Annotated in this window: 18 protein-coding genes; 5 read left to right on the top strand and 13 right to left on the bottom strand. The window is 61.4% G+C overall.

What is annotated here, in order from left to right; all coding sequences use genetic code 11:
* Position 1: 1 nt before the first annotated feature.
* From ACCC96_RS26355 to ACCC96_RS26310, 10 genes are all read right to left on the bottom strand, one after another.
* Positions 2 to 1,294, bottom strand: a complete 1,293-nt coding sequence (locus ACCC96_RS26355) for a hypothetical protein (protein WP_413697348.1) — start codon at positions 1,292 to 1,294, stop codon at positions 2 to 4.
* Between the two features lie 19 nt (positions 1,295 to 1,313).
* Positions 1,314 to 2,231, bottom strand: coding sequence for a hypothetical protein (locus ACCC96_RS26350; protein ID WP_413697347.1), 918 nt, complete (start codon positions 2,229 to 2,231; stop codon positions 1,314 to 1,316).
* 61 nt (positions 2,232 to 2,292) lie between these two features.
* Positions 2,293 to 4,677: a hypothetical protein gene (locus tag ACCC96_RS26345; RefSeq protein ID WP_413697346.1), complete on the bottom strand. Its 2,385-nt coding sequence runs from the start codon at positions 4,675 to 4,677 to the stop codon at positions 2,293 to 2,295.
* A gap of 12 nt (positions 4,678 to 4,689) precedes the next feature.
* The gene (locus tag ACCC96_RS26340; protein ID WP_019578685.1) at positions 4,690 to 5,829 is read right to left on the bottom strand and encodes a hypothetical protein; all 1,140 of its coding nucleotides are present in this window, start codon (positions 5,827 to 5,829) and stop codon (positions 4,690 to 4,692) included.
* Positions 5,808 to 7,253: an alkaline phosphatase family protein gene (locus ACCC96_RS26335; protein WP_413697345.1), complete on the bottom strand. Its 1,446-nt coding sequence runs from the start codon at positions 7,251 to 7,253 to the stop codon at positions 5,808 to 5,810. Before ACCC96_RS26335 ends, ACCC96_RS26340 begins: the two co-directional genes overlap by 22 nt.
* Positions 7,243 to 8,475 (bottom strand): metabolite traffic protein EboE, encoded by a 1,233-nt coding sequence (eboE, locus tag ACCC96_RS26330; protein WP_413697344.1) that lies wholly within the window; start codon positions 8,473 to 8,475, stop codon positions 7,243 to 7,245. The genes ACCC96_RS26335 and eboE overlap by 11 nt, the downstream gene beginning before the upstream one ends.
* Positions 8,472 to 9,356, bottom strand: coding sequence for a TatD family hydrolase (locus ACCC96_RS26325; RefSeq protein ID WP_413697343.1), 885 nt, complete (start codon positions 9,354 to 9,356; stop codon positions 8,472 to 8,474). The genes eboE and ACCC96_RS26325 overlap by 4 nt, the downstream gene beginning before the upstream one ends.
* Before the next feature lie 36 nt (positions 9,357 to 9,392).
* A complete protein-coding gene (locus ACCC96_RS26320; RefSeq protein WP_413697342.1) occupies positions 9,393 to 10,166 on the bottom strand; it encodes an EboA domain-containing protein in 774 nt (257 codons plus the stop codon).
* Entirely contained in the window at positions 10,163 to 11,053 is an 891-nt protein-coding gene (locus ACCC96_RS26315; protein ID WP_413697341.1) for a UbiA family prenyltransferase, read from the bottom strand. The genes ACCC96_RS26320 and ACCC96_RS26315 overlap by 4 nt, the downstream gene beginning before the upstream one ends.
* Complete coding sequence (locus tag ACCC96_RS26310) at positions 11,050 to 12,936, bottom strand: 3-dehydroquinate synthase (protein ID WP_413697340.1); 1,887 nt, start codon at positions 12,934 to 12,936, stop codon at positions 11,050 to 11,052. Before ACCC96_RS26310 ends, ACCC96_RS26315 begins: the two co-directional genes overlap by 4 nt.
* 600 nt (positions 12,937 to 13,536) lie before the next feature.
* Between ACCC96_RS26310 and ltnD the strand changes: the two genes are divergently transcribed.
* From ltnD to otnI, 5 genes are all read left to right on the top strand, one after another.
* On the top strand, positions 13,537 to 14,442 hold the full coding sequence (gene ltnD / locus ACCC96_RS26305) for an L-threonate dehydrogenase (protein WP_413697339.1): 906 nt from the start codon (positions 13,537 to 13,539) through the stop codon (positions 14,440 to 14,442).
* Between the two features lie 10 nt (positions 14,443 to 14,452).
* A complete protein-coding gene (otnK, locus tag ACCC96_RS26300) occupies positions 14,453 to 15,751 on the top strand; it encodes a 3-oxo-tetronate kinase (protein WP_413697338.1) in 1,299 nt (432 codons plus the stop codon).
* Positions 15,748 to 16,386: an aldolase gene (locus ACCC96_RS26295; RefSeq protein ID WP_413697337.1), complete on the top strand. Its 639-nt coding sequence runs from the start codon at positions 15,748 to 15,750 to the stop codon at positions 16,384 to 16,386. The genes otnK and ACCC96_RS26295 overlap by 4 nt, the downstream gene beginning before the upstream one ends.
* Before the next feature lie 194 nt (positions 16,387 to 16,580).
* Positions 16,581 to 18,041 carry a GntP family transporter gene (locus ACCC96_RS26290; protein ID WP_018928934.1) on the top strand — a complete coding sequence of 487 codons (1,461 nt, stop codon included), beginning with the start codon at positions 16,581 to 16,583 and terminating at the stop codon, positions 18,039 to 18,041.
* A 21-nt stretch (positions 18,042 to 18,062) separates the two neighbouring features.
* Entirely contained in the window at positions 18,063 to 18,845 is a 783-nt protein-coding gene (otnI, locus tag ACCC96_RS26285) for a 2-oxo-tetronate isomerase (RefSeq protein ID WP_413697336.1), read from the top strand.
* A gap of 4 nt (positions 18,846 to 18,849) precedes the next feature.
* Here the strand turns inward: otnI and ACCC96_RS26280 are convergent, their stop codons facing one another.
* The 3 genes from ACCC96_RS26280 to ACCC96_RS26270 all read right to left on the bottom strand — a co-directional run bounded on the left by ACCC96_RS26280 (position 18,850) and on the right by ACCC96_RS26270 (position 20,990).
* Entirely contained in the window at positions 18,850 to 19,668 is an 819-nt protein-coding gene (locus tag ACCC96_RS26280) for a DeoR/GlpR family DNA-binding transcription regulator (protein ID WP_253422600.1), read from the bottom strand.
* 111 nt (positions 19,669 to 19,779) lie between these two features.
* A complete protein-coding gene (locus tag ACCC96_RS26275; protein WP_413697352.1) occupies positions 19,780 to 20,337 on the bottom strand; it encodes a hypothetical protein in 558 nt (185 codons plus the stop codon).
* A gap of 86 nt (positions 20,338 to 20,423) precedes the next feature.
* Positions 20,424 to 20,990, bottom strand: a complete 567-nt coding sequence (locus tag ACCC96_RS26270; RefSeq protein WP_413697351.1) for a methyl-accepting chemotaxis protein — start codon at positions 20,988 to 20,990, stop codon at positions 20,424 to 20,426.
* Between the last annotated feature and the right edge of the window lie 976 nt (positions 20,991 to 21,966).

Genomic DNA, 21,966 nt, shown 5'->3' with positions numbered 1-21,966 from the left:
TCTATTCCTCGTCCTTGGTGGTTTTGCCGACAGGCGCGTTGGCGAATTTGAACATGTAGGAGAAATCGGCCTTGTAGGGGCTCTTGACCGGTGTCGCCATGGAGTGGCAATTCATGCAGCTGCTGTTGGGCTGGATGTAGCTCTCCATGGTGACGTTGGCCGAGAGCGACGGGGTCGGCTGGCCCAGTGGATTGCTGGGGTTGTCCGGCATCAGCGGACGCTGGGTGGTGATGAGCTGGTAGTACTTCAACACGCTTTTTTGCACGTCCGGGTTGGTGCGGTAATTGGTGTTTACCCCGTTGGTGATCTCGGCAATCGGGGTGACCCGGTTCAGCGGGTTCGGGGTCTGGAACGTGGTGCCGGGTTTGGGTACGCAGACCAGTTGCCCACCCTGAGTTTGCCAGTCGCACGGTGACTGGTTGAGGCTGACGAGGGGCGCGGTGGGGTTGAAGTAGGAATAGGTTGTGCCGGGTGTCGGCTGGTCGACCCACTCACCGTGTACCAGTTCCTTGGGCGGAACGTTGTCGATCTGCTCGAAGGTCGACCAGATCCACTGTGGATAGCCATTGACCTTGGTGATGATGTGCAGGCCCACCAGGCCCAGGTAGGCCTCGGTGACACCGCTGCGCTGGCCCTGGTCGTTGAACGTGGCCACGCGCGCCAGCATGGTCAGGTAGTGGCTGGCATTGTCGTTGGGGGTGAGGATGCGCCAGCTCGACTTGACCTCGATGACCCCGTTGGGGAAGTTGATGTTATTGGCTTTGGAAACGACGTCGGCGTTATAGAAGTTGTTGTTGACGATGTAGTCGTAGGACGTCTCGTTGGCCGAGATGTCGTAGTAGGTCGGGTTACCTGCCTGGTCGATCAGCCAGCCGCCGACGGCCTGGTCGACGGCATTCACCAGGGTGCTGTTCTTCAGCGCGGCGATGTTGATGATGCCCAGGCTTTTGGCGGTCTGCGGGGTATTCCACGGGCCAGGATTGGCGCCCCTCGGCAGAAAGATTTCCTCCACGGTCTTGTAGGTTTGCCAAACGGTGTAGCCGGGATCCCCAAGCTGCTTGGCGCAGTCGGGATCACCTCGTTGCCCGTCCTGTGCGGGCCAGTTCAAAGCGATGAACATCTGCCAACTGTATTGATCGAACTGGTCCTGACTGGCGGTGGCGACCGGCGCGGTGCTGGGGGGTTGGCAACTCAGGTTACTGGCCTGCGTCGACGGCATGGCCTGTTCCCGGGCCAGGCCCGACAGACTGGCCAGGCCCACTAACATCACGCAGAAACGGAATGTGGTTTTCATGGCGATCCTTCGTCGTTATTCAGGGTTTGCGTTGCATGAGCTTGTTCCACTGCGCCTTTTGGCCGTTGCTCTGTGACGCCGGTGGCTCGAACAATTGGCAGGGCGGCGGATTCGCCGGGCACATGGCGGCCACTTGCGCCCAGGTCTGGGCCGGGTCCGGTTTGGCGATGCGGAAGTTGGTGTAGTTCTGGCTGACGATGGGGGCGTTGGCGACGCTGGCATCACCGGAGAAATAGAACGATTGCGGATGCCGGTAGGGCGGTTGTCCCGTGACGTTCTTGTAGAAGGCGTAGCCGAACAGGATCGGGCCTTGTGGCGAGTCGACATCCAGGGCATAGGCTTGCACGCTGCCATTGAGGTTCTGGCTGCGCGCGGCACTGTAGGGCAGGTGCTTGATGAAATCCTGCCGTGGTGGGTGGTTCATCGGCGAGAACATGCAGCAGGCCGGCATGTCCTTGGGACGGTCCTGGGGATAGGTCAGGAAGTAGGCCTTGTTACCCAGCGACACGAAGGAGCAGGTGTAGTTGTTGTTCTTGATCGGGAAGATCGGCAGGCAGTATTTCTCGTAGTGTTCCATCATCGCGCCGAAGCCGTCGCCATCCGGCGGGATGTAGGCGGTGTCGTAGTAACTGGTGCCGCGAGAGACGGTGTAGTCCGCCGGGGTCAGGGTGGTGGGTGGATTGCTGTAGGGCGGCGGGTTTTTCTCGTAGTTGTGCATCACCCGGTACATGGTCCAGTCGCTGATCCAGTAGGCCGGGAAAAACGGATCGGAAGGCTCGCCCACGGAACGCTTGGCGATGCAGTTGCCGTTCTTTTCGTTACACCCCAGTTTGTTGTGCACCCCCATGCTGAAGTAGATGGCCTCGCTGTCCTGGGCGAAAACAGGCGGGCTGAGCAGCAGGATCAGCAGCAACAACCGGTCCAAGATGATTTTCATGGGACACCTCCTGTGAAGTGCCGGGTGGCGGACTCGCCACCCGGTAATCCGGCGTGAAACGTCAAAGGTCGTTGTAGTCGCTCATGGAGAGCTTCCTGGGTGGGAAGTTGAGTTTCACCAGGCGTTTGGCCCACAGCTGCAGCACGGCGCGGCGGCTTTGCGACAGGTCTCGGGTGATCGGCATGGCCAGGGTGCTTTCGTCCTGGTTGTCCTTGTTGATCAATATGAGTAACTGGTCGACGGCGCCCTCCACCCGCGTGCGTGAATCAAGGGGCATGTACTTGTTCATGATGGGGTAGAGGTAATAGAACGACTGCAGGACCTTTGGAAAGATGAACGTGTTCCATATTTCTTCCGGAGCTTGCGTGGAGGTGCACATGCCGTTCCAGGTGTCGATGAAGTCCTGTTGCAACTTCATGTCCAGCGGCAGGACCCGCAGCGGGGCAAGGAAGTCGACGTAGGCCTCGGTGAGCGGGAAGCTGAAGGGGATGGTCGGATCCTTATCGCCTTCCTTCACGAAGAAGCGCAGGGTGGGGAAGCCTGGCGCGACTGCCTTGCAGCCTATCTGAGCGATACCTTGGGCGTTGGTGGTGATGACGGCATAGGTGTAATTGACGGAGTTGCCCTTCTCGTCGTTCAGCGTACCGGTGCGACCGATGGGCTTGTCCAGGGTCAGGCAGGGGCGCAGGTTCACCGCGACCGGTTTACCGGAAACAGTGAGGAACTCTTGATAACCGACTGGGGTTCCAGAAGGTTCAGGCACGTCCTGCAGGTCCGTCAGTCGGCGGCCGCTGCCAGTGCTGCGGTAGAGGCCGACCGAGGGTGCGTCGGTGAACTGCGGCAGACCGGCCGTGTTCTTGCTGCGGTCCGCCGGGTTGTCGTAGAACAGCGTGAAGTCGGCGGCGTTGCTGAATGCCAGGTAGTAGTCGCTGCTGGTCACCATGTAGGGGTTGTTGTACTCGGCCACCCACAGTGTCGTGTTGGCGGCCGGCTGGCCATTGTTCTGCACCATGATGGTCAGCTTCTTGTAGTCGCCGACGTCGATGAAGCTGCCGCTTTCGATCACCTCGGCGGTCCATGTCTGCTGGGTGGCGGCGACGGTCTGGGGAGCGCTGTACAGGCCCAACCGACGTAGAATCAGGGGACCGGATTCCAATACACCCTTGGTATAGTCATCGAGGGGAACATCGAGGATACCCGAGCGCTGGTTGAAGGCCGACTGCCGATAGTCCGCGAAGTTCAAGATGACCGCCGGCTTGAATGTTCCATCCTTCTCGGCACCCAAATGGTAGGTACCGGCATTGAATTTTTCCGGGACGGGGATATCAGCCGTGGCATCCACGGGATAGCTCGGAAAGGTATTGCCCAGGTCAAGTGACAGGGTGTAGTCGTTGATCTGTGCCGAAATCACCCCCAACTTGACTTGTTGTGTCTCCTGGGAATACAGCTGGCTCATCGACACCGCCTCATTGGCCACCAGTCGCCTTCCGGCGGGCGCGGTGGGGTATTCACCGGCGAACCACAGCCCCAGGACCGCCGAGGTGCGGCTGTAGGCAGGATTGAAGAAAATCTCGTTGACGTTGTCCAAGCCCTTTCTGTAGAGGTCACGCACTTTCGCCATGACGTTCGGGTTGTTGGAACGGGTGTCGAGGCGCTGTGGGTAATTGTTGAATATCCCGTTCTTGTCATAGCAGGTCAGGTAGACGCAAAAGCGGAACATCAGGCCCTGTGCCCCTTGCTGCTCCATCTGCTGCTTCAGGTTGGCCAGCAGGGACGAGTTGCCGAGCGCCCATTCCAGATTCTCCTTGGGGAAGCAGGTCTGCCAGGTGGTGCTGACGTTCACCAGGCCACCCAGGGCTCCCCAACTGAAGTTCAGGAAACGGTCCATCATCCGGTACTTGCGGTTGAGGGTCAGGCCGCAGTTCGCGTCCCCTAACACCAGTTTGTCGAAGTACAGCGCCGTGAAGGTGTTCTGCCATGGGCTGATATCCACGAAGCGCGCCGCGGTCGGGGTATTGCTGCCCAGGGGGCTGCCGAGCAAGTGGTATTGCGCGCCGATCAGTGCATCCTTATCGATGTAGCTATTGGGCTGCACTTCGCCGCCGATAACGGTCGACTTGGTTTTCCCGTAGTTCACCAGGCCGCAACCGTTGTCGCCAAACAGATCCCATTCGGCGGGCATGTACGGGTCATGCTTCGGATTGATATTGTTTGGCACCTGCTGTACATAGGTCGGCATGCCAGCCATGTACTGCGTCGAGATGGCCCATGGCATCAGGGTGTCGGGAGCATTGTTCCGGTCGATGCCGAAGTGCGTCATGAACGACCAGTTGATGTCCGTGTTCACCGCGTCATACAGCGGGAACATGTCGTTGTTGTTGGCTGTTGGCGGGTTCCAGAACATCTGGCCGTTGAGGTAGATGCGGGGAAAATTCAATACGCTCATGTCGTGCTCTCCTTAGCGTTTCCACTGGGCGCGTTTCAGCGACCAGACAAAATCCAGTTTTTTGTAGCCGTTGAAGTCTTTGTCCGGCAGCGGTGTAGTGGGGTAGGTGAGACCGCCCTGGGTCGGGATGGCGAAATTGAAGTAACCGTCGGTCTTCGAGTAGGCGGCGGTGCCGTGGCAGGCCAGGCAGGATGAGGTGTCCTGGAACGCCGATTCCAGCTGCGAGTTCGCCAGCACCTGGGTCTTGGGTTGATATTCCACGCCGATCAACTCGTATTTCGACAGCGTCGGGTTGTTGGCCTGGAACTGCGTATTGACCGGTATGGCATCCGATGTCGGTCCGGTGCTGTTTGTCATCGGCCGGGGCGGGTGGCCCTTGGTCACGGTGTACTTTCTGTTGTTGACGTTCTCGAAGGTGGTCCAGACCCAGCTGGAGTCCAGTTTGTTGACCACATGCAAGCCACTCAACGCCGCATAGCCGACCCTGTAGTCGGTGCCCTGCTGGTAATAGGCCTGGGCGGTGTAGTAGCCGTCGTTCTCCAGCTTCTTCTTGTAGTCCATGTCCGCGCCGATCCACAGCCAGGCGGCTTTCAATTCCCAGGCCGTGGCGGGAAAGTTCAGGTTGCTCGTCAGGGCCTCCTGGCCATCTACGTTGTAGACATTGTTCTTGACGATGTAGTTATAAGTGTCCTGGGACATCAGCAGTTGAAAGCGCACGACTTGGCCTCGCTGTGCCTCAGGCACGACGGTACCGCCCATTTCCAGGCTCATCCCGTCGACCTGCTGCGTGGCATTGAGGTTGTGCAGCAGACGGTTCGCGTCCAGCCCCAGGGCCTTGGCTTGCTTGAGCACCTCGTCCGGCGGCTTCATGCGGCTGTCATACGAGCCAGGGTTGACGCCATTGGCCAGGTAGACCTGGTCGGAAGGCTTGAACGACTCCCACACGCGGTTGTAACCCTGGGCGTCGGGCTGGTTCAGGCAGACGAACCAGTTCCAGGCCATGGTCTCGGGGTGCTTGTTGAACGCCGTACGGGTCTGGTCGGCACTGATTCCAAATTGCAGGAAGTTGCTGCAGTTGAAGTTGTTGGTGTCCTGTGCCTGAGCCAAACCGGCCAAGGCACTCAGAACTGTTATAGAAATGGCTCGCCGCATGGAAGCTCCTTGGCATTGGCCGGGGCGGTGTGTGAATGCCCCAGGAAGTGTTCCAGGAGCAGTTGCTTCACGGCCGTGGCCGCAAGACGCTGCGGCAACGGCAGATCGCAATTGGTGATGAGCAGCGGGCCGGTGTTCTCGCTGTCGGGCAGGCGGCCATGGCTGCCACGGACCAGGCGGGTGTCCAGCGGAATCAGGTCCATGTAGTAGCGAAAGCCGAGTTTCTTCTGCAGCAGGCGGCGCGCCACTTTCAATTTGGGGAAGCGAATGGCCGGGTCGATGAACAGTTCCAGCGGGTCGTAGCCGGGCTTGCGATGGATGTCCACGGTGCGGGCAAAGTCGGGTGCCTTGCGATCGTCGAGCCAGTAGTAGTAATCGAACCAGTAACCCGGCGCGGCCACGGTCACCAGCTCGCCGCTGCGCGGATGATCCAGTTGCCAGGCCCGTTGTTCGGTTTTATCCAGCACCTGCTCGATACCGGGCTGGCGCTGCAGCAGCGCTTTGACGCGAGGAATGTCTTGCGCCTGCTTCACGTAGATGTGCGCGACCTGATGATCGGCCACGGCAAAGGCCGCGCTGGCGCCAGGGTCGAGCAACTCCCAGGTCAGCGATTGGCGCACCTGCAACAAGCCTTCCGAGCGCAACAGCCGGTTAATCGATATGGATTGCTGTACCGCTTCGATCCCGTACTCGGACAACAGCATCACCGCCGCGCCTTGCTCTTGGGCAAAGGCCAGCAGGCGACCTACTTCACTGTCGATGGCCCGCACCTCGTCGGCAATCGACGGATGATCAGGGCCCAGTCGCTGCAGGCAATAGTCGAGATGCGGCAGGTAGACCAACTGCAGGTCCGGTCGATCGAGCTGGAATTCGGCGATGGCGCAGTCGACGATCCAGCGGCTCGATGCGATGCCGGCCGCCGGACCCCAGAAACCCGGAAACGGAAATTCACCGATCTGCTGCTCGATACGCTCATGCAACGAGGCCGGTGACGAATACAGGCCGAACATCTTGCGGCCATCGGCCGGGTAGTGCGGGCGTGGGGTGATGGCGGCGTCCACGTCCGCATACATGTTGTACCACCAGAACAGCTGGCTGCAGCGGAACCCGGGGAGCTCACGCTTGAGCGCCTGCCAGACCTTTTCTCCCTGGATCAGTGCGTTGGGTTGCAGCCAGAAACGCACTTCGGCCTGGTCGCGAAAATACCAGCCATTGCCGACGATGCCGTGTTCCGACGGCGACAGGCCGGTGAGAATCGATGCCTGCACCGTCGATGTGACGGCCGGAAACACTGGTTGCAGGCTGGCCATTTTTGCGGTTTTCAGCAGGGCATTGATGTGCGGCGTTGCCGGCCCCAGCAGCGCGGGGGTCAGCCCGACCACGTTGATCAGCAGCAGCGGTTGACGCGGGTGATCAGAGGGCATCGGCGTACGCCTCCCGCACTTGGGGTTGCAGCAATTGACGCTGGCGCAGTTGTTCTTCGACCCAGTGCAGTTCTGCGGCGATTCCCTGCAGTTGGGCGTGCTCGGTGTTGGGCCGCAGTTGCGCGGGCAGGACGCCCCAGCTGTAGGTTTCCACTTCCAGCACGGGACGAAAATCCCCATGGTCTGCGAGAAAGTCGAAAGTCTGCGACAGCGCGATCTGGCTGCCGCTGAGCTCAGGCAGCAGCAAGTGTTCGCTGAACAGCGGGATGTGGAAATGAATCCGCAGTTCGGGGTACTGCCTCAGGTTATTGGCGCAATCGTCGAGGGCGGCGGGCAGGTCGGCCCAGCCCGATAACCGCGCCTGCGCATCTCGGGCTTTGACTTGATGCAGGTAGGTGGTTTCGGCGAAGTCGCTCAAGGTCTTGAGCACATGTTCGCGCCGGCTGTGGTCTTCAGCGGGCAGGCGACAAATCAGCGCGTTGGACAATTGGATCTTGCCGACAGGCACCCGGGCCTGGCGCAGCTTTTCCAGCGACTGATAGCAGTGTTCGAAAACCACGGCCTGGTGGCAGACATCAAAACACAGCGCCAGATAGTCATGGTGCGGGTCGCTGGCTTGGTAGCGGTGGAAGAAGGCGATGGCCTGGTCGGTGTTTTCCAGCACACAGTCCGGCTCCATCTCCAGGCAGAACACGATCTTCTTGCCCGTCTCCCGATGCAGCCTGGCCAGTGAAGCCGTGAGTTGGCGCAGCAGATGTTCGGCACGCTGCTGTCGCCGCGGGTTCCAGTCGGCGGCATAGCCCAGTGGTACGGTGGAAATCACGCCTTGGGGGCAATCCGACGGCAGGGCGTGTGCCAGGATTCGGGCCAGATTCAGGCTGTACGCCAGCCGTTTCGGATCAGTCCAGTTGGGCAAATAGACGTCGGCTTTCACCGCGCCTTGATGAAATTGGCCATAGGGAAAGCCGTTAAGTGAAGTCAGCCGCAGCCCGCTGCGTTGCAGCAGGCTGAGGAAGTCCGCGCGAGCTGACGCCTGCTGTAGTTCGGCTGCGGCGAGGGCGCTGATCCACAGCCCACTGTCTTGCTCGTTCAGGCCGCGCAGGGTACGCACACCCCGGAAATGCCATTCGATGGATGACCGTAGCCCCGCCAGGTCACGGGTCGGGTGCACATTGCTGCAATAACCGACCTGCGCGGCAGCCCAACCCGTGCCGGCACTCATTTGATCACCGGTTCCTGGCCACGCAGGGCAGAGTTCTCCTGCCACTGCCGACGCTGGTCGATGGGCAGCGGGGTGCTGACCAGGGCCTTGTCCAGTTGGCCGCTTTGGGCAAAAAAATCCACCGGGTTGTGGAACAGCACCTGTTCGACCTGGGCTTCGCTGAACCCTGCAGCCAGCATCGCCTCGCCGGTTTTCGGCACCTTGAGCGGGTCGCTGATGCCCCAGTCGGCGGCGCTGTTGACCACCATTTTCTCAGTGCCGTACTGCTGCAACAGGGCGACCATGCGCTGTTCCGACATCTTGGTGTTGGGGTAGATCGAATGGCCGCGCCAGCAGTCGCTGTCCAGCACCAGCGGCAGGGTCAGTTCGTTGAGGTGGTCGATGATCACCAGGTGCTCGGCAATCCCGACTTCGCGAATCACTGCCAGGGTGCGTTTGGTGCCACCGATCTTGTCGCGGTGCGGGGTGTGCACCAGCACCGGCAAATTGAATTGTCTGGCCAGCTCCAGCTGAGCGGCGAGGAAGCGATCTTCCTCCGGGGTGATGTCGTCGTAACCGATTTCGCCGACCGCCACGACGCCGTCTTTCACCAGGTAGCGCGGCAGAATCTCCAGCACTTCATTGGCCACCGACAGGTCATTGGCCTCCTTGGGGTTGAGGCCGATGGTGCAGAAATGATGAATGCCGAACATGCTGGCGCGAAAGCGCTCCCAGCCCAACAGAGTGTCGAAATAGTCGATGAAACTGCCGACGCTGGTCCTGGCCTGACCCTGCCAGAAGGCCGGTTCGATCACCCCGGTGATGCCGGCGGCGGCCATGTTCTGGTAGTCATCGGTGGTGCGGCTGACCATATGAATATGCGGGTCGAAGTACTTGAGCATGGTAAATCCTCGTCAAGGAAAAGGAGTCGTTGAGTGTCAGTTCTGTGAGGTGCCGGCCAGGTGCTTGTGCCATTCCGGCGGCAAGCGTTGCTGCTGATTCAGGCCAGCCAGGCGCTGGCGTTGCGCCGGGCTGAGCAAGTCGAAGGCAATCACTCGGGACAGCCCGGCGGACACCGTTCGTTCGGCGGCAAGCTGTTCGTCCAGCAGGTCGAGGGCCAGCTGGTTGAGGGTGACGCTGTGTCGTTGGGTCAGGCCGATCAGGCGTCGTATATCGAGCCCCATGCCCAGTGCCTTCAGCACCAGTTGATGAAAGGCCCGTTCGCTGTAGTGACGTGAGGGGTAGAGGGTGTCGAGCGCGAGGGCGGCGAACACCTGGCTGTTGCTGGTGCGCCCGGCTTGCAGTGCTAGTTCCACGCAAAGCCCGCGACTGTCGAGCCAGTCGAGGGCCTTCAGGGTGGCGATTTTTTCTTGATCGTCACCCCACAGGAACAGTTGGCGCAGCAACGGCAGTTGCCCTGCGAGGGGCTGTTGCTCCAGGACCTGAGCCAGCAACAATGCCCGCGCCAGTTGGACACTGCTCCAGTCGGGACTGTGGGGCAGCGATTGCTCCTTGAGGTTGCGCTTGCACTGGCTGCTCAACAGCGCCGCGGTATTGCCGTCCGGGCGTTGGGCAAGCTGCTCCTGGGCCTGGCGCCACCACTGCAGCTCGGTGTCATCGAGCTGTTGGGTGAGGGCCTGGTGTTGTTCGGCGAGGCAGTCGTGGCGTATTTCGAGAGCCGCCGATGGCGATGCAGTGACGTCCATGTTCATGTCGGTTTGATCCAGCGCTGGAAGTGTGGAAGCAGGAAAAACACCAGAACGCATAACAGGCTGCCCAGCGGCTGGTTGGCCACAGCCAGCACCAGGGCATCAAACAGTGGCAGAGCCGCCAGGCCAGCGCCGATAAAGGCACGGACTTGCCGTTGCTGCGGGTTAGCCAAGTGCTGCCAGTAATGCCAGCCCAGCCAGCCAAGCCAGAGCAGCAGCACCGGCCAGAACCAGGCGTTGTCGGAATAGATCGCCAGCGCCAGCGGGCTCAACATCAGCAGTAGAGGCAGGCGGCTGAGCAACTGGTTGTTGTGCTCCTGACGAGCCAGGTAGGTCAGGCCGCTGATGTAGACGCCAAGCAACATGGCGCACAGCCAGATCGGCTCCGGCGGCACCGCCAGGCTGGCCGCCGCCGTCAGGTAGAGGGCCGAGCGGCAGGCGCCCATCAGCCAGACGCTGTGGGCGTATTTCTTGTGCAGCAAGTTGTAGCCGAGGATGCAGCCCACCAGCAGGGTGGCGCTACCCAGCAACCAGTGCGGTTGATCGATCAACCGGCTCAGGCCCAATACCGAGGCCGCAGCCAGTATCAGCAACAGCGCAGTAGCCAGCCCCACTTGCTGGCGGCTGACCAGACCCAACGTGATAGGGCGGGGATTGTGGTGCTGTTGGTCCCAGTCGGCGTCCAGCAGGTCGTTCAATAACATGCCGGCCAGATACAGCAACGACAGCGCGGCCAACAGCAGGATCCACACCAGCGACGACGGCGGCGCCAGCGCACCGGCGCTGCTGGCCAGCAGGGCGGCGGCCAGGGTGTTGGTCCACACGGTGGGCAGGTTGGATACCCGACCGAGGGTCATCCAGGTTTTCAGGTTCAGTGGTATCTGGCTCATTGCGCGCAGCCCTCGCTGAGGGTAAGCGCCGGATCGATGCGGGTCGACAGCCGTTGCAGCGCCTGTTCCATCCGCGCGGCATCGATCTCATGCAGGTCCACCGACTCGCCGATCCGGCTGAGCATTGGGATGGAGAGTTGCCCGCCCAGGTGCTGGCGGAATTCCTCCAGCCCAAGCAAAACCTGTGAGCGTCCCTGTGCATCTTTCAAGCTCAGTTCCGGCGGGCTCAGGCTGAAGCCGAGCTTGAGCAGCAGGTCCAGCACCCGCCCGGTGTCGGCATCGCTCAACAGCCCCAGGGCATTGGCATAGAGCCCATCCAGCGCCATGCCCACCGCCACGGCTTCACCATGGCGCAGTCGGTGCTGGCTGAGGTTTTCCAGTTTGTGCGCGGCCCAGTGCCCGTAATCCAGTGGCCGTCCGTTACCGCGCTCGAAGGGGTCGCCGGCACCGGTGATGTGTGCCAGGTGCAGTTCGGCGCAGCGGCGAATGGCATAGCGGCTGGCCGAGTGATCGAAGTGGGCGAGGGCGTCAGCCTGTTGCTCCATCCATTGGAAGAAGGCCTGGTCTTTGATCAGCGCCACTTTTACCGCCTCGGCCAGCCCGGCGATCTGGTCGCGGCGAGTCAGGCTGGTCAGCAGCTGGAAGTCGTTGATTACCGCGGTGGCGGGGTAGAAGGCGCCCAGCAGATTCTTCTGGCCGAAGGCATTGATGCCGTTTTTCACCCCGATGCCGGCGTCGTTCTGCGCCAGTACGGTGCTCGGGATGCGGATCAGGCGAATGCCACGGTGGAAGGTGGCGCAGGCGTAGCCCACCGCATCCAGCACCGCACCGCCGCCCAGGGCCAGTACATAACAATGGCGGTCCAGTCCATGCTGCAGCATGTCGCTGTAAAGCTGTTGCAACACCTGTGAATCCTTGCTCAGTTCGCCGGCCGGCACCGCAATCGGCGCGGCCTGCAAATGCAGGTCCGTCGCATGGGCGGCAAAGTAGGCGTCGATCTGTTCCAGCAATTTCGGGGCGCTTTGCAGCAGTTGTTCATCGGCGAACACCAGCACCGTCACCGGGCCCCGGTGCTGTGGGGTGAGTCGTGCGGTGAGCTGGTGGTGCAGACAAGGATTGGACGGCTCGAACAGGTGATCGGTGAACACCACCGGGTAGTCGTAACGGACCTCGAAACGCCCGTGCAGGGGGTGCTCGGCTTTTTGCTTGCGCAAGGTCTTGAACAGGCTGTACCCGGCGATAAACAGCCCGGGCAACACCATGCTGGCGAGGAGGGTCACCAGCAGCGCGTTCTGCTCGACGAGGTAGATGCCGATGGCGCTGTAGGCCAGTGCCAGACCTGCATTGGCCAGGGTGGTCACTAACACGAACGCGGGCAGCGGATAACGTTGCATCCCGGCGGCCACCACCGAGGTTTCGGCCAATACCGGCACCCCGCGCAGGCAGATCAACGACAGCGTGCCCAGCTTGTATGCCAGCTGCCCCGGCTGGCGCTGATGCAGGCCCAGGCGGCCGGACAGCAGCCGAAAATAGCCCGCCCCCAGCGCATACCCCAGCCCGGCTCCAAGGCACAGCCCCACGAAAATCACCAGGTAGCCGCCAACAGCGCCGAGCATGGCCACGGCCAGCAGCGCGACCATGCTCGAAGGCACCGGCAGCACCACGTCCAGCGCGAGCAGGGCGATCAGCAGCAGGGCCAGGTTGAGTTTTTGGGTGGGAGTGGAAGGCTGGTACAGGTTGAGATGGGTCAGGAAGTCCTGGATCTGTTGTTCGAACAACAGAAAGCTGGCGATCACCAGGCCTGAGAAGCAAAGCAATGAAATCCAGAAATGACCGGCAGGCCCCCGTTGCGAGAACGCACGATACCCATGGCTGCGCTTCATCAAGCATCCCTCTTTATTTTTATGACTGATTCCGTGTCAGTAATTAAAAGCAGCGTCTGGTTGTTTTTAGATCAATAGATTCTCTCGCCTGAGGGGCTGGTTTATGTACGGTTTGGTTACGCCTGTAGAGATAGTTCTGAACTTAGACGGTCGTGGTGTTTTTGCAAGGCGGCCTGATGGCAATCTGGTTTTTTCACCTGCGTAAACGCGACCCGTAGCAGCTGCCGAGCCCGCGAGGCTGCGTTCGGCGGCGAAGCCGTCGTGAAATCGGATATCGCGGTGTGTCAGGGAAACCTTGCACGCAGGGTTTGCGACGGCTGCGCCGCCGAACGCAGCCTCGCAGGCTCGACAGCTGCTACAAAAAAGCGCGGCGCGGCTATCGATGCTCATGAGTCGATGTTAAAAAATGTTATTTTAAAAAAATACTTCACATAATCTGTTCATTGGTGGATTATCTGCTCAACCAGTGTCAAGCGATCGTAGCTGCCATTGTGTTGGGCGATCCGCTGGCCATGCCTCCGGTGCCCATCTCTACATCGCGGCCCGCCGCCTGCGCTTTACCGGCGTGGAACAGGCCGTTGCTTCCCTCAGGAGTACCCCATGAATAACAAGAATGTCGGTGTTGTCGGTCTGGGCGCGATGGGGCTGGGCATTGCCCGCTCACTGTTGCGCAGTGGTTTCAATGTGCATGCCTGTGATGTGCGTGCGCAGGTGACTGAACAGTTTGCCGGGGAGGGCGGCGTGGCGTGCTCTTCGCCCGCGCAGATGGCCGCGACGTGCGACGTGATCATTACCGTGGTGGTGAACGCCGAGCAGACCGAAACCGTATTGTTTGGCGAGGGTGGCGCTGTCGCTGCGTTGCGCCCTGGCAGCCTGGTGATCGGTTGCGCCACCGTGGCCCCGACCTACGCCGTCGACCTGGGCCAGCGCCTGACCGCCCAAGGCTTGCTGTATCTGGATGCCCCGATTTCCGGTGGCGCGGCCAAGGCGGCTGCCGGTGAAATGACCATGATGACGTCCGGCCCGGCCGCCGCTTATGCCAAGGCCGAAGCGGTACTGGCGGGCATGGCCGGCAAGGTTTATCGCCTGGGTGACAGCCATGGCCTGGGCTCCAAGGTCAAGATCATCAACCAGCTGCTCGCCGGGGTACACATCGCGGCCTCTGCCGAAGCCATGGCGCTGGGCCTGCGTGAAGGGGTCGATGCCGATGCGCTTTACGAAGTGATCACCCACAGCGCCGGCAATTCCTGGATGTTCGAAAACCGCGTGCCGCACATTCTCAAGGCTGATTACACGCCATTGTCCGCGGTGGATATTTTCGTCAAGGACCTGGGCCTGGTGCTGGATACCGCGCGGGCCAGCAAATTCCCGCTGCCGCTGTCGGCCACTGCCCACCAGATGTTCATGCAGGCGTCCAGTGCCGGCTTCGGGCGTGAAGATGACTCGGCGGTGATCAAGATTTTCCCTGGCATCGAGCTGCCGACTGCCAAGACCGAGCCTGTTTGAGGAACGCACCATGAGCACAACCACTGCACGCCCATTGCTGGGCTGCATCGCCGACGATTTCACCGGTGCCACGGACCTTGCCAACATGTTGGTGCGCGGCGGTATGCGCACCGTGCAAAGCATCGGCATTCCGAGCAGCGAAGTGGCGGCCGGGCTCGATGCCGATGCGATCGTCATCGCCCTGAAGTCGCGCACCATTCCAGTCGCTGAAGCAGTCGAGCAATCCCTCGCCGCGCTGGCCTGGTTGCGTGAGCAAGGCTGCGAGCAGATTTTCTTCAAGTACTGCTCGACGTTCGATTCCACCGGGGGCGGCAATATTGGCCAGGTCAGCGAAGCACTGCTGGCGGCGCTGGGCGGCGACTTCACCCTGGCGTGCCCGGCGTTCCCGGAGAATGGCCGGACGATCTTTCGCGGCCACTTGTTCGTGCAGGATCAACTGCTCAGCGAGTCGGGCATGCAGCATCACCCGCTGACGCCGATGACCGATGCCAACCTGGTTCGGGTGTTGCAATCGCAGACCCATCTGAACGTCGGCCTGTTGCGCTACGACACCATTGCCCAAGGGGCCGAAAAGGTACGCGGGCGCATCGCCGAACTGCGGGCTGAAGGTGTCGGCATGGCGATTGCTGACGCCTTGTCGGACCAGGATCTGTACACCCTCGGCACTGCTTGCGCCGACTTGCCATTGCTGACTGGCGGTTCGGGGCTGGCCTTGGGTTTGCCGGAAAACTTCCGTCGCGCCGGTAAATTGCGCGACCTCGATGCCTCGAAACTCCCGGCGGTGGCCGGTGGTGAAGTGGTGTTGGCCGGCAGCGCTTCGATCGCCACCAATGGCCAAGTTTCAGCCTGGCTCGAAGCCGGTCGACCCGCGCTGCGGATCGATCCGTTGGCCCTGGCAGCTGGCGAACCCGTGGTGGCCCAGGCCCTGGCCTTCGCCAAGAACAATGAACAAACCGTATTGATCTACGCCACCAGCGCACCGGATGAAGTGAAGGCGGTGCAACAGCAACTCGGCGTCGAACGGGCCGGTACCTTGGTGGAGAATGCCTTGGGTGAGATCGCTCAGGGCCTGCGCCAGAGCGGCGTACGGCGCTTCGTGATCGCCGGCGGTGAAACCTCGGGCGCGGTGGTTCAGGCGCTGGGAGTACAACTGCTGCAAATTGGCGCGCAGATTGATCCGGGTGTGCCGGCAACCGTCAGCAGCACCGATGAACCTCTGGCCCTGGCGCTCAAATCAGGCAACTTCGGTGGTCGGGATTTCTTCAGCAAAGCGCTGAAGCAACTGGCCCAGACCGGAGGTGCGCAATGAGTAATGAAAACGCCCTGCGCGAAGAAATCTGTGACGTTGGCCGCAGCCTTTACGAGCGCGGTTACACCGTCGGCAGCGCCGGCAATATCAGCGCGCGGCTGGATGACGGCTGGCTGATCACGCCGACTGACGTGTGCCTGGGCCGCCTCGACCCGGCGACCATCGCCAAGGTCAATCTGGCTGGCGAATGGGTGTCCGGTGACAAGCCGTCGAAGACATTGGCGCTACATCGCCAGGTCTACGACCGCAACCCGAGTGTCGGTGGCGTGGTGCATACCCATTCCACTCATCTGGTGGCGTTGACGCTGGCGGGTGTCTGGCAACCGAACGACATCCTGCCGCCGCTGACGCCGTACCAGGTGATGAAAGTCGGGCATATCCCGTTAATCAGCTACCAGCGTCCCGGCTCGCCAAAGGTAGCCGAACAGGTCGCACAACTGGCCAACAGTGTTCGCGGCGTGATGCTCGAACGGCTGGGTCCGGTGGTCTGGGAGAGTTCGGTATCCAGGGCCAGTTACGCCTTGGAAGAACTCGAGGAAACCGCGCGGCTGTGGCTGATGAGCAATCCCAAGCCCGAACCGCTCGATCAGGCAGCACTGGACGAGCTGCGAACGGCCTTCGGTGTGCACTGGTAGTGCGCTGAAGTTTTTTAACACGATAGACCGATAAAGCAGGCCCCGTTCGGGAGACGCGCAACGGCTCCCACGACCCCGGCTTGCCTGAAAAATACAATAACAAGAGGACATCCAGGCATGACTCACCTTCACTGCGGCATTTTCAGACCCGGTTGCAGCACCCTTGTGTTCACCCGGCGCGGAGGGCTTGTGAAATGAGCCCGTTAATCCTGATGGTTACCGCGGGGCTAGGGATCGCTCTGTTGTTGTTTTTGGTGCTCAAATACAAGTTCCAGCCGTTCGTGGCGTTGATGCTGGTGAGCATTCTGGTGGCGCTGGTGGCCGGGGTGAAACCGGCCGATCTGGTCGCCACCATCGAAGGCGGCATGGGCAAAACGTTGGGCCACATCGCGATCATCATTGCCCTGGGCGCGATGATCGGGCGGATCATCGAACTCTCCGGCGGTGCCGAGGCGCTGGCCAAGACGCTGATCAGCCGTTTCGGCAATCGACGCACACCGCTGGCGCTGACGATTGCCGGGTTCATGGTCGGGGTGCCGGTGTTCTTCGAGGTCGGTGTGATCATCCTGATGCCGCTGGCCTATGGCGTCGCTCGCAGTGCGCGCAAGCCACTGTTGGTGTTTGCGTTGCCGATGTGTGCTGCGTTGCTGACCGTACACGCCTTCCTGCCGCCACACCCCGGCGCGGTGGCCGCTGCCAGTCAGTTGGGTGCCGACCTCGGTCGCGTGTTGATGTTCGGTCTGCCGATCACCGCGTTCCTCTGCTATGTCGGTTACCGCGTGGCCGGGCGCATGACCCGTCGGGTGTACCCGATGACCGACGATATCCGCGCCGAAGTCTATGGCCCGCATGTCACCAACGAAGACCTGGTCGCCTGGGCCAATGGCAACGGCAAGAGCGCTGAACGAGCTGCCGTGGCCGCGTCGCACATGGGCCTGGAAGAGTCCACTAGCGCTATCGTTTCCAAGTTGCCGCCAGCACCCGCGCCGGGTTTTGGCATGATCGTCAGCCTGATCGCGCTACCGATCATTCTGATTCTGCTGGGAACACTGTCCAACTCGTTGCTGCCTGCCGACTCGGTCCTGCGCGGCATCATGACCGTGCTCGGTGCGCCATTGGTGGCGCTGCTGATCGACACCTTGCTGTGTGCCTGGTTGCTGGGTTCGCGTCGGGGCTGGAGTCGTACCCAGGTGTCTGACGTGATCGGTTCGGCCTTGCCAGGCGTGGCCATGGTGATTCTGATTGCCGGTGCCGGCGGTGTGTTCGGCAAGGTGCTGGTGGATACCGGCATCGGCGCCGTCGTCTCCGATTTGCTGCGCACCACCGGTCTGCCGGTCCTCGCGCTGGGCTTTCTGCTGACCATGCTGCTGCGTGCGGTTCAGGGTTCGACCACGGTGGCGTTGGTGACCACTGCCGGCATCATCAGTCCGCTGATCGCGACCCTCAACCTCACGGCGAATCACATGGCACTGTTGTGCCTGGCCATGGGCGGTGGCGGGTTGGCCATGTCCCACATCAACGACGCCGGTTACTGGATCTTCACCAAACTGTCCGGGCTGAACGTGGCCGACGGCCTGCGCACCTGGACCGTGCTGACCACCTTGCTCGGCACGTTGGGTTTCGGTATTACCTTGCTGATCTGGCCGTTTGTCTAACCTTCTGTCCAAGGAGCTACCATGCCTCGTTTTGCTGCCAACCTCAGCATGCTCTATCCGGAACATGAGTTTCTGGATCGCTTCGCCGCCGCTGCCGCCGATGGTTTCGAAGCGGTGGAATATCTGTTTCCCTACGACTACAGCGCCCAGGAACTCAAACAGCGCCTGAGCGATAACGGCCTGGTGCAGGCGCTGTTCAACGCACCGCCCGGCGATTGGGCGGCGGGTGAGCGGGGCACGGTGTCGTTGCCGGGCCGGGAGAGTGAATTTCGCACCGGTTTCGATCGCGCACTGGAATACGCCGCCGTCCTGGGCAACTCACGCATCCATGTGATGGCCGGGTTGTTGCCGTCGGAAAGTGATCGACCACGGCATCACGGCGTGTACCTGGAGAACCTGGCCTATGCCACCGCGCAGGCCGCCAAGGTCGGCGTCACCGTGCTGCTGGAACCGATCAACACACGCGACATGCCGGGCTTTTTCCTCAACCGCCAGGATCAGGCCCAGGCCATCTGCAAGGAAGTGGGCGCCAGTAACCTGAAGGTTCAGTTCGATTGCTACCACTGCCAGATCGTCGAAGGTGACCTTGCCACCAAACTGCGTCGGGACTTCGCCGGCATCGGTCATATCCAGATCGCCGGTGTACCGGATCGCCATGAGCCGGACCTGGGTGAAGTCAACTATCCCTATCTGTTCGAGCTGATCGACGAGTTGGGTTATGACGGCTGGGTAGGGTGCGAATACCGGCCCCGTGGCAACACGTCGGCCGGCTTGCAGTGGTTGCGTGACTGGAAGGCGCGCTAACGCCTTACAGGTTGTTATCGGAAGGCAACAGCAGCTCGACACCCTGCTTGCGGATGCTATCGGCCGCGGCAGGGGTCAGTGCGTCGTCGCTGAGGATGATGTCGAACTGCTCGAGCCCGGCGATCCGGTACATGCTGAACGTGCCGTACTTCGAACTGCTGGCCACCAGCACCACTTGCGAGGCCGATTGCATCGCGACTTGCTTGACCTCCACCTTCAGCGCCGAAGGCGTGGTGAGGCCGCGACGCAAATCCCAGGAACTGGTGGAAATGAAAGCGATATCGGTGACGATCTGACGCAAGGTGGCCACCGCCAGCCCACCCACGCACGATTGATTCGAATGATCCAGTTGCCCGCCGGTGTGAATCACCGTGACATGGGGCGCATCGATCAGCGCCTGGACAATCCCGAAGTCGTTGGTCACCACCGTCATTCCCGACAGCGCCTTGATGTACGGAACGATCTCCAGCGTGCTGGTGCCCGCATCCAGATAAACCGTCATATCGGCATGCAACAGCCGCGCGGCCAGCTTGGCCATCGCCTGCTTCTGCGGCAACTCGACCACCGCCTTGAACTGATGACTGGGCTCGCTGTGGAGCTGGCTGGCGATTCGCACGCCGCCAGTGACCGAGTAAGCACGGCCTTCCTGTTCAAGCAGCGCGATATCGCGGCGGATGGTCATGTGCGAGCAGTCGAACATTTCCATCAATTGATGAACGCTCAGCACCTGATGCTTGCGCAGCTGGCGCAGCATCAATTCACGGCGCTGTTCAGGAATCATCGGTGCGCCGCTGTCGGCGGCGATGTCCTTTTGACTAGGCATTCAGGCTCCAGAATGAAGAAATCCACAGACAAGGAAAGCGGGACCCACATAGTAGCGAATCTACAGTAAAGGAACGAGTTGTTGCGGATCACTGTTCTGGTGGCGGCAGCCTCAATCCAGATCCCGGCGAATGGCGTCCAGGCGTTCGTCGAGCAATGGGGTGAGGAGGGCGTAGCACTGCGCTGGGGTGATGGACACAGTCGTTGTCCCGATCAGGCAGTGTTGCAGTTGTTCGAGCGCCGTGTGCAGCGAACGGGGAGCGTGTTTGAGCAAGCGTTCGTGCAGGTACTGCAATTGAATCAGCATTTCCAACGGGCAACTTCGATGGGCGGCGGCGCGTACCGACAGCCCGCGCAGTCGTCCCAACTCTTCAAGCTCCCAGCAGCGCGCGGCAATGCTGGGGGGCGCCAGGCTGAGCGCACAGCGTTGCAGTTCGAGGTGCTGGATGGCGCCGAGCAGGTCTTGCAGCAAGCGGCAATGACCATCGAAATCCGCCGGCTCGCGGCGTAACGCATTCCAGGCCTGGCACTGTGCGGAATACGGCCACTCCCTCCAGCGTTGGTCGAGCGCGTGCCCCAATGCCTGGCAACGTTGTTGCGCCTCGCGGGTGACTTGTCCGCCGAGACCGCGATGCTGCTGTAGTCCTTGTAGCAGGTCGAGACCGAGCAACAGCGCCAGCCTTAGTCCGGTGTCACCCTGCGGCAGACGGACTTGGCGGGATGGCCCATCGTCGAATGCTGTGGCGAGTGCTGGATTCATGGGCGGCTTCCGACGGTGAGCTGGTTGAGATAACGGGTCAGGTTGTGCAGCGCATTGGTTTGCGTGCTCTGTTCCTGCACCGCGCCATTGACCTGTTGCAACTGTTCGCTGAGGGCATGATTGGCTAACTGATGCTCGCTGAGCGCCTGTTGCATGGCGCCGAGCTGTTGCAGATTGCTCTGGCTATGTTGCGCCAGGTCGTCGAGATTGGCGGCGAGCTGTTCGCTCTGTTGGCTACCAGTTGCCAGCAGCTCGCGGTGTTCCTTGACCTCGCCATCCACTTGGCGCACGGCCAGGGCGATCGCCGTCGCGGCGCTGGTGATTTCGTGGGTCGCCCGGTCGGTGGCCTGGGCCAGGCTGCGGACCTCATCGGCGACCACGGCGAAACCGCGCCCGTGCTCGCCGGCGCGGGCCGCCTCGATGGAGGCATTGAGCGCAAGCAACTGGGTCTGTTTGGCCAATGCCTGAATGCTGTTGACCGTGCTTTCCACGGCGGTCGTACGTTGCAGCAACGCGTCCACGGCATGTGCGGTGTTGCCCAAGCGGTGCTGAATGGCGCGCATGCTGTCACCCACTGAGCGCGCTTCCAGGCACCCGGTTTCGCTCTGGGCATGGGCGTTGGCAAAGGCTGCCAGCGCGCCTTGGGCCAGGGCATCGATGCTGTGCAGGGTCTGATCGATCTGTTCGCTGGCGGCGGCGATCATCGCGATGCGCTGGCTCTGTTCCTGACCTTGGTCGCGGGCCTGTTGGGCCATCTGCTCCAGGGCACGGCTGGCGAACTGCACTTCGCTGCGCAAGCGTTCGTTGTTGCGCAGTTGCAGGCTGGCGGCCACCAGCAGCGTCGCGGGGTCGGCATCCTGGGAGCTGCGCAGCAGTTGTGCCAGTTCCGTGTCCCAGAATATCTGTAGCTGGCGTTGATGACGCTCGCGCAGCTGCCAGGCGCATCCCAGGTACAGCACGCCAGGTATCAGGGTCAATGCGCCTGCGGGCTGTTCGGCCAGCGCGAGACCACAGGCGCCGAGGGCTAATCCGAGCGGTAGCCAGAAGCCGATCCTGCTGCGTTCGAGCAGGGCTCTGCCAGGTTCGAACAAGGCTTTGGCGAATGAAGTGCCGGCCGGGTGCGATGTGCCGCCATCGCTGCGCAGATGAACGATGGCGTGACCCGGTGGGTGCATTCCTTGAGCGGACATGAGGATTTCCTTCTGATGCCGGGATGAAAGCAAAAACGGCGCACGCTCTCCTGCCGCAATGGGCAGGGGAGCGGACGCCGTTGTCCGAGATGTTTGCCAAACCATCGTTGTTGATGGCTCAAGCCTGATCAAAAGCCTAAGCAAGTTGTTTGCCAGCCTTTGTGCTCGACAACGGATCAGCCTGTCACCCCGCGGTGGAAGGAGAATTGCATCTGATGGCTACAGGGCTGTGAAGGCCGCACAGGCGAGCAACGCACCAGTCGCGGGAATGGCAGAGCCGCCGTGCTCTGTTCTGGTTCGTGCCCATCCGCACCGGGCGCACACTTGGTAGCAGCTGTCGAGCCTGCGA

The sequence above is a fragment of the Pseudomonas sp. Pseusp11 genome (genome assembly GCF_047304405.1).
Lineage (GTDB): Bacteria > Pseudomonadota > Gammaproteobacteria > Pseudomonadales > Pseudomonadaceae > Aquipseudomonas.
The sequence above is the reverse complement of the archived record's forward strand: the minus strand, read 5'-3'. Positions and strand labels throughout refer to the sequence as shown.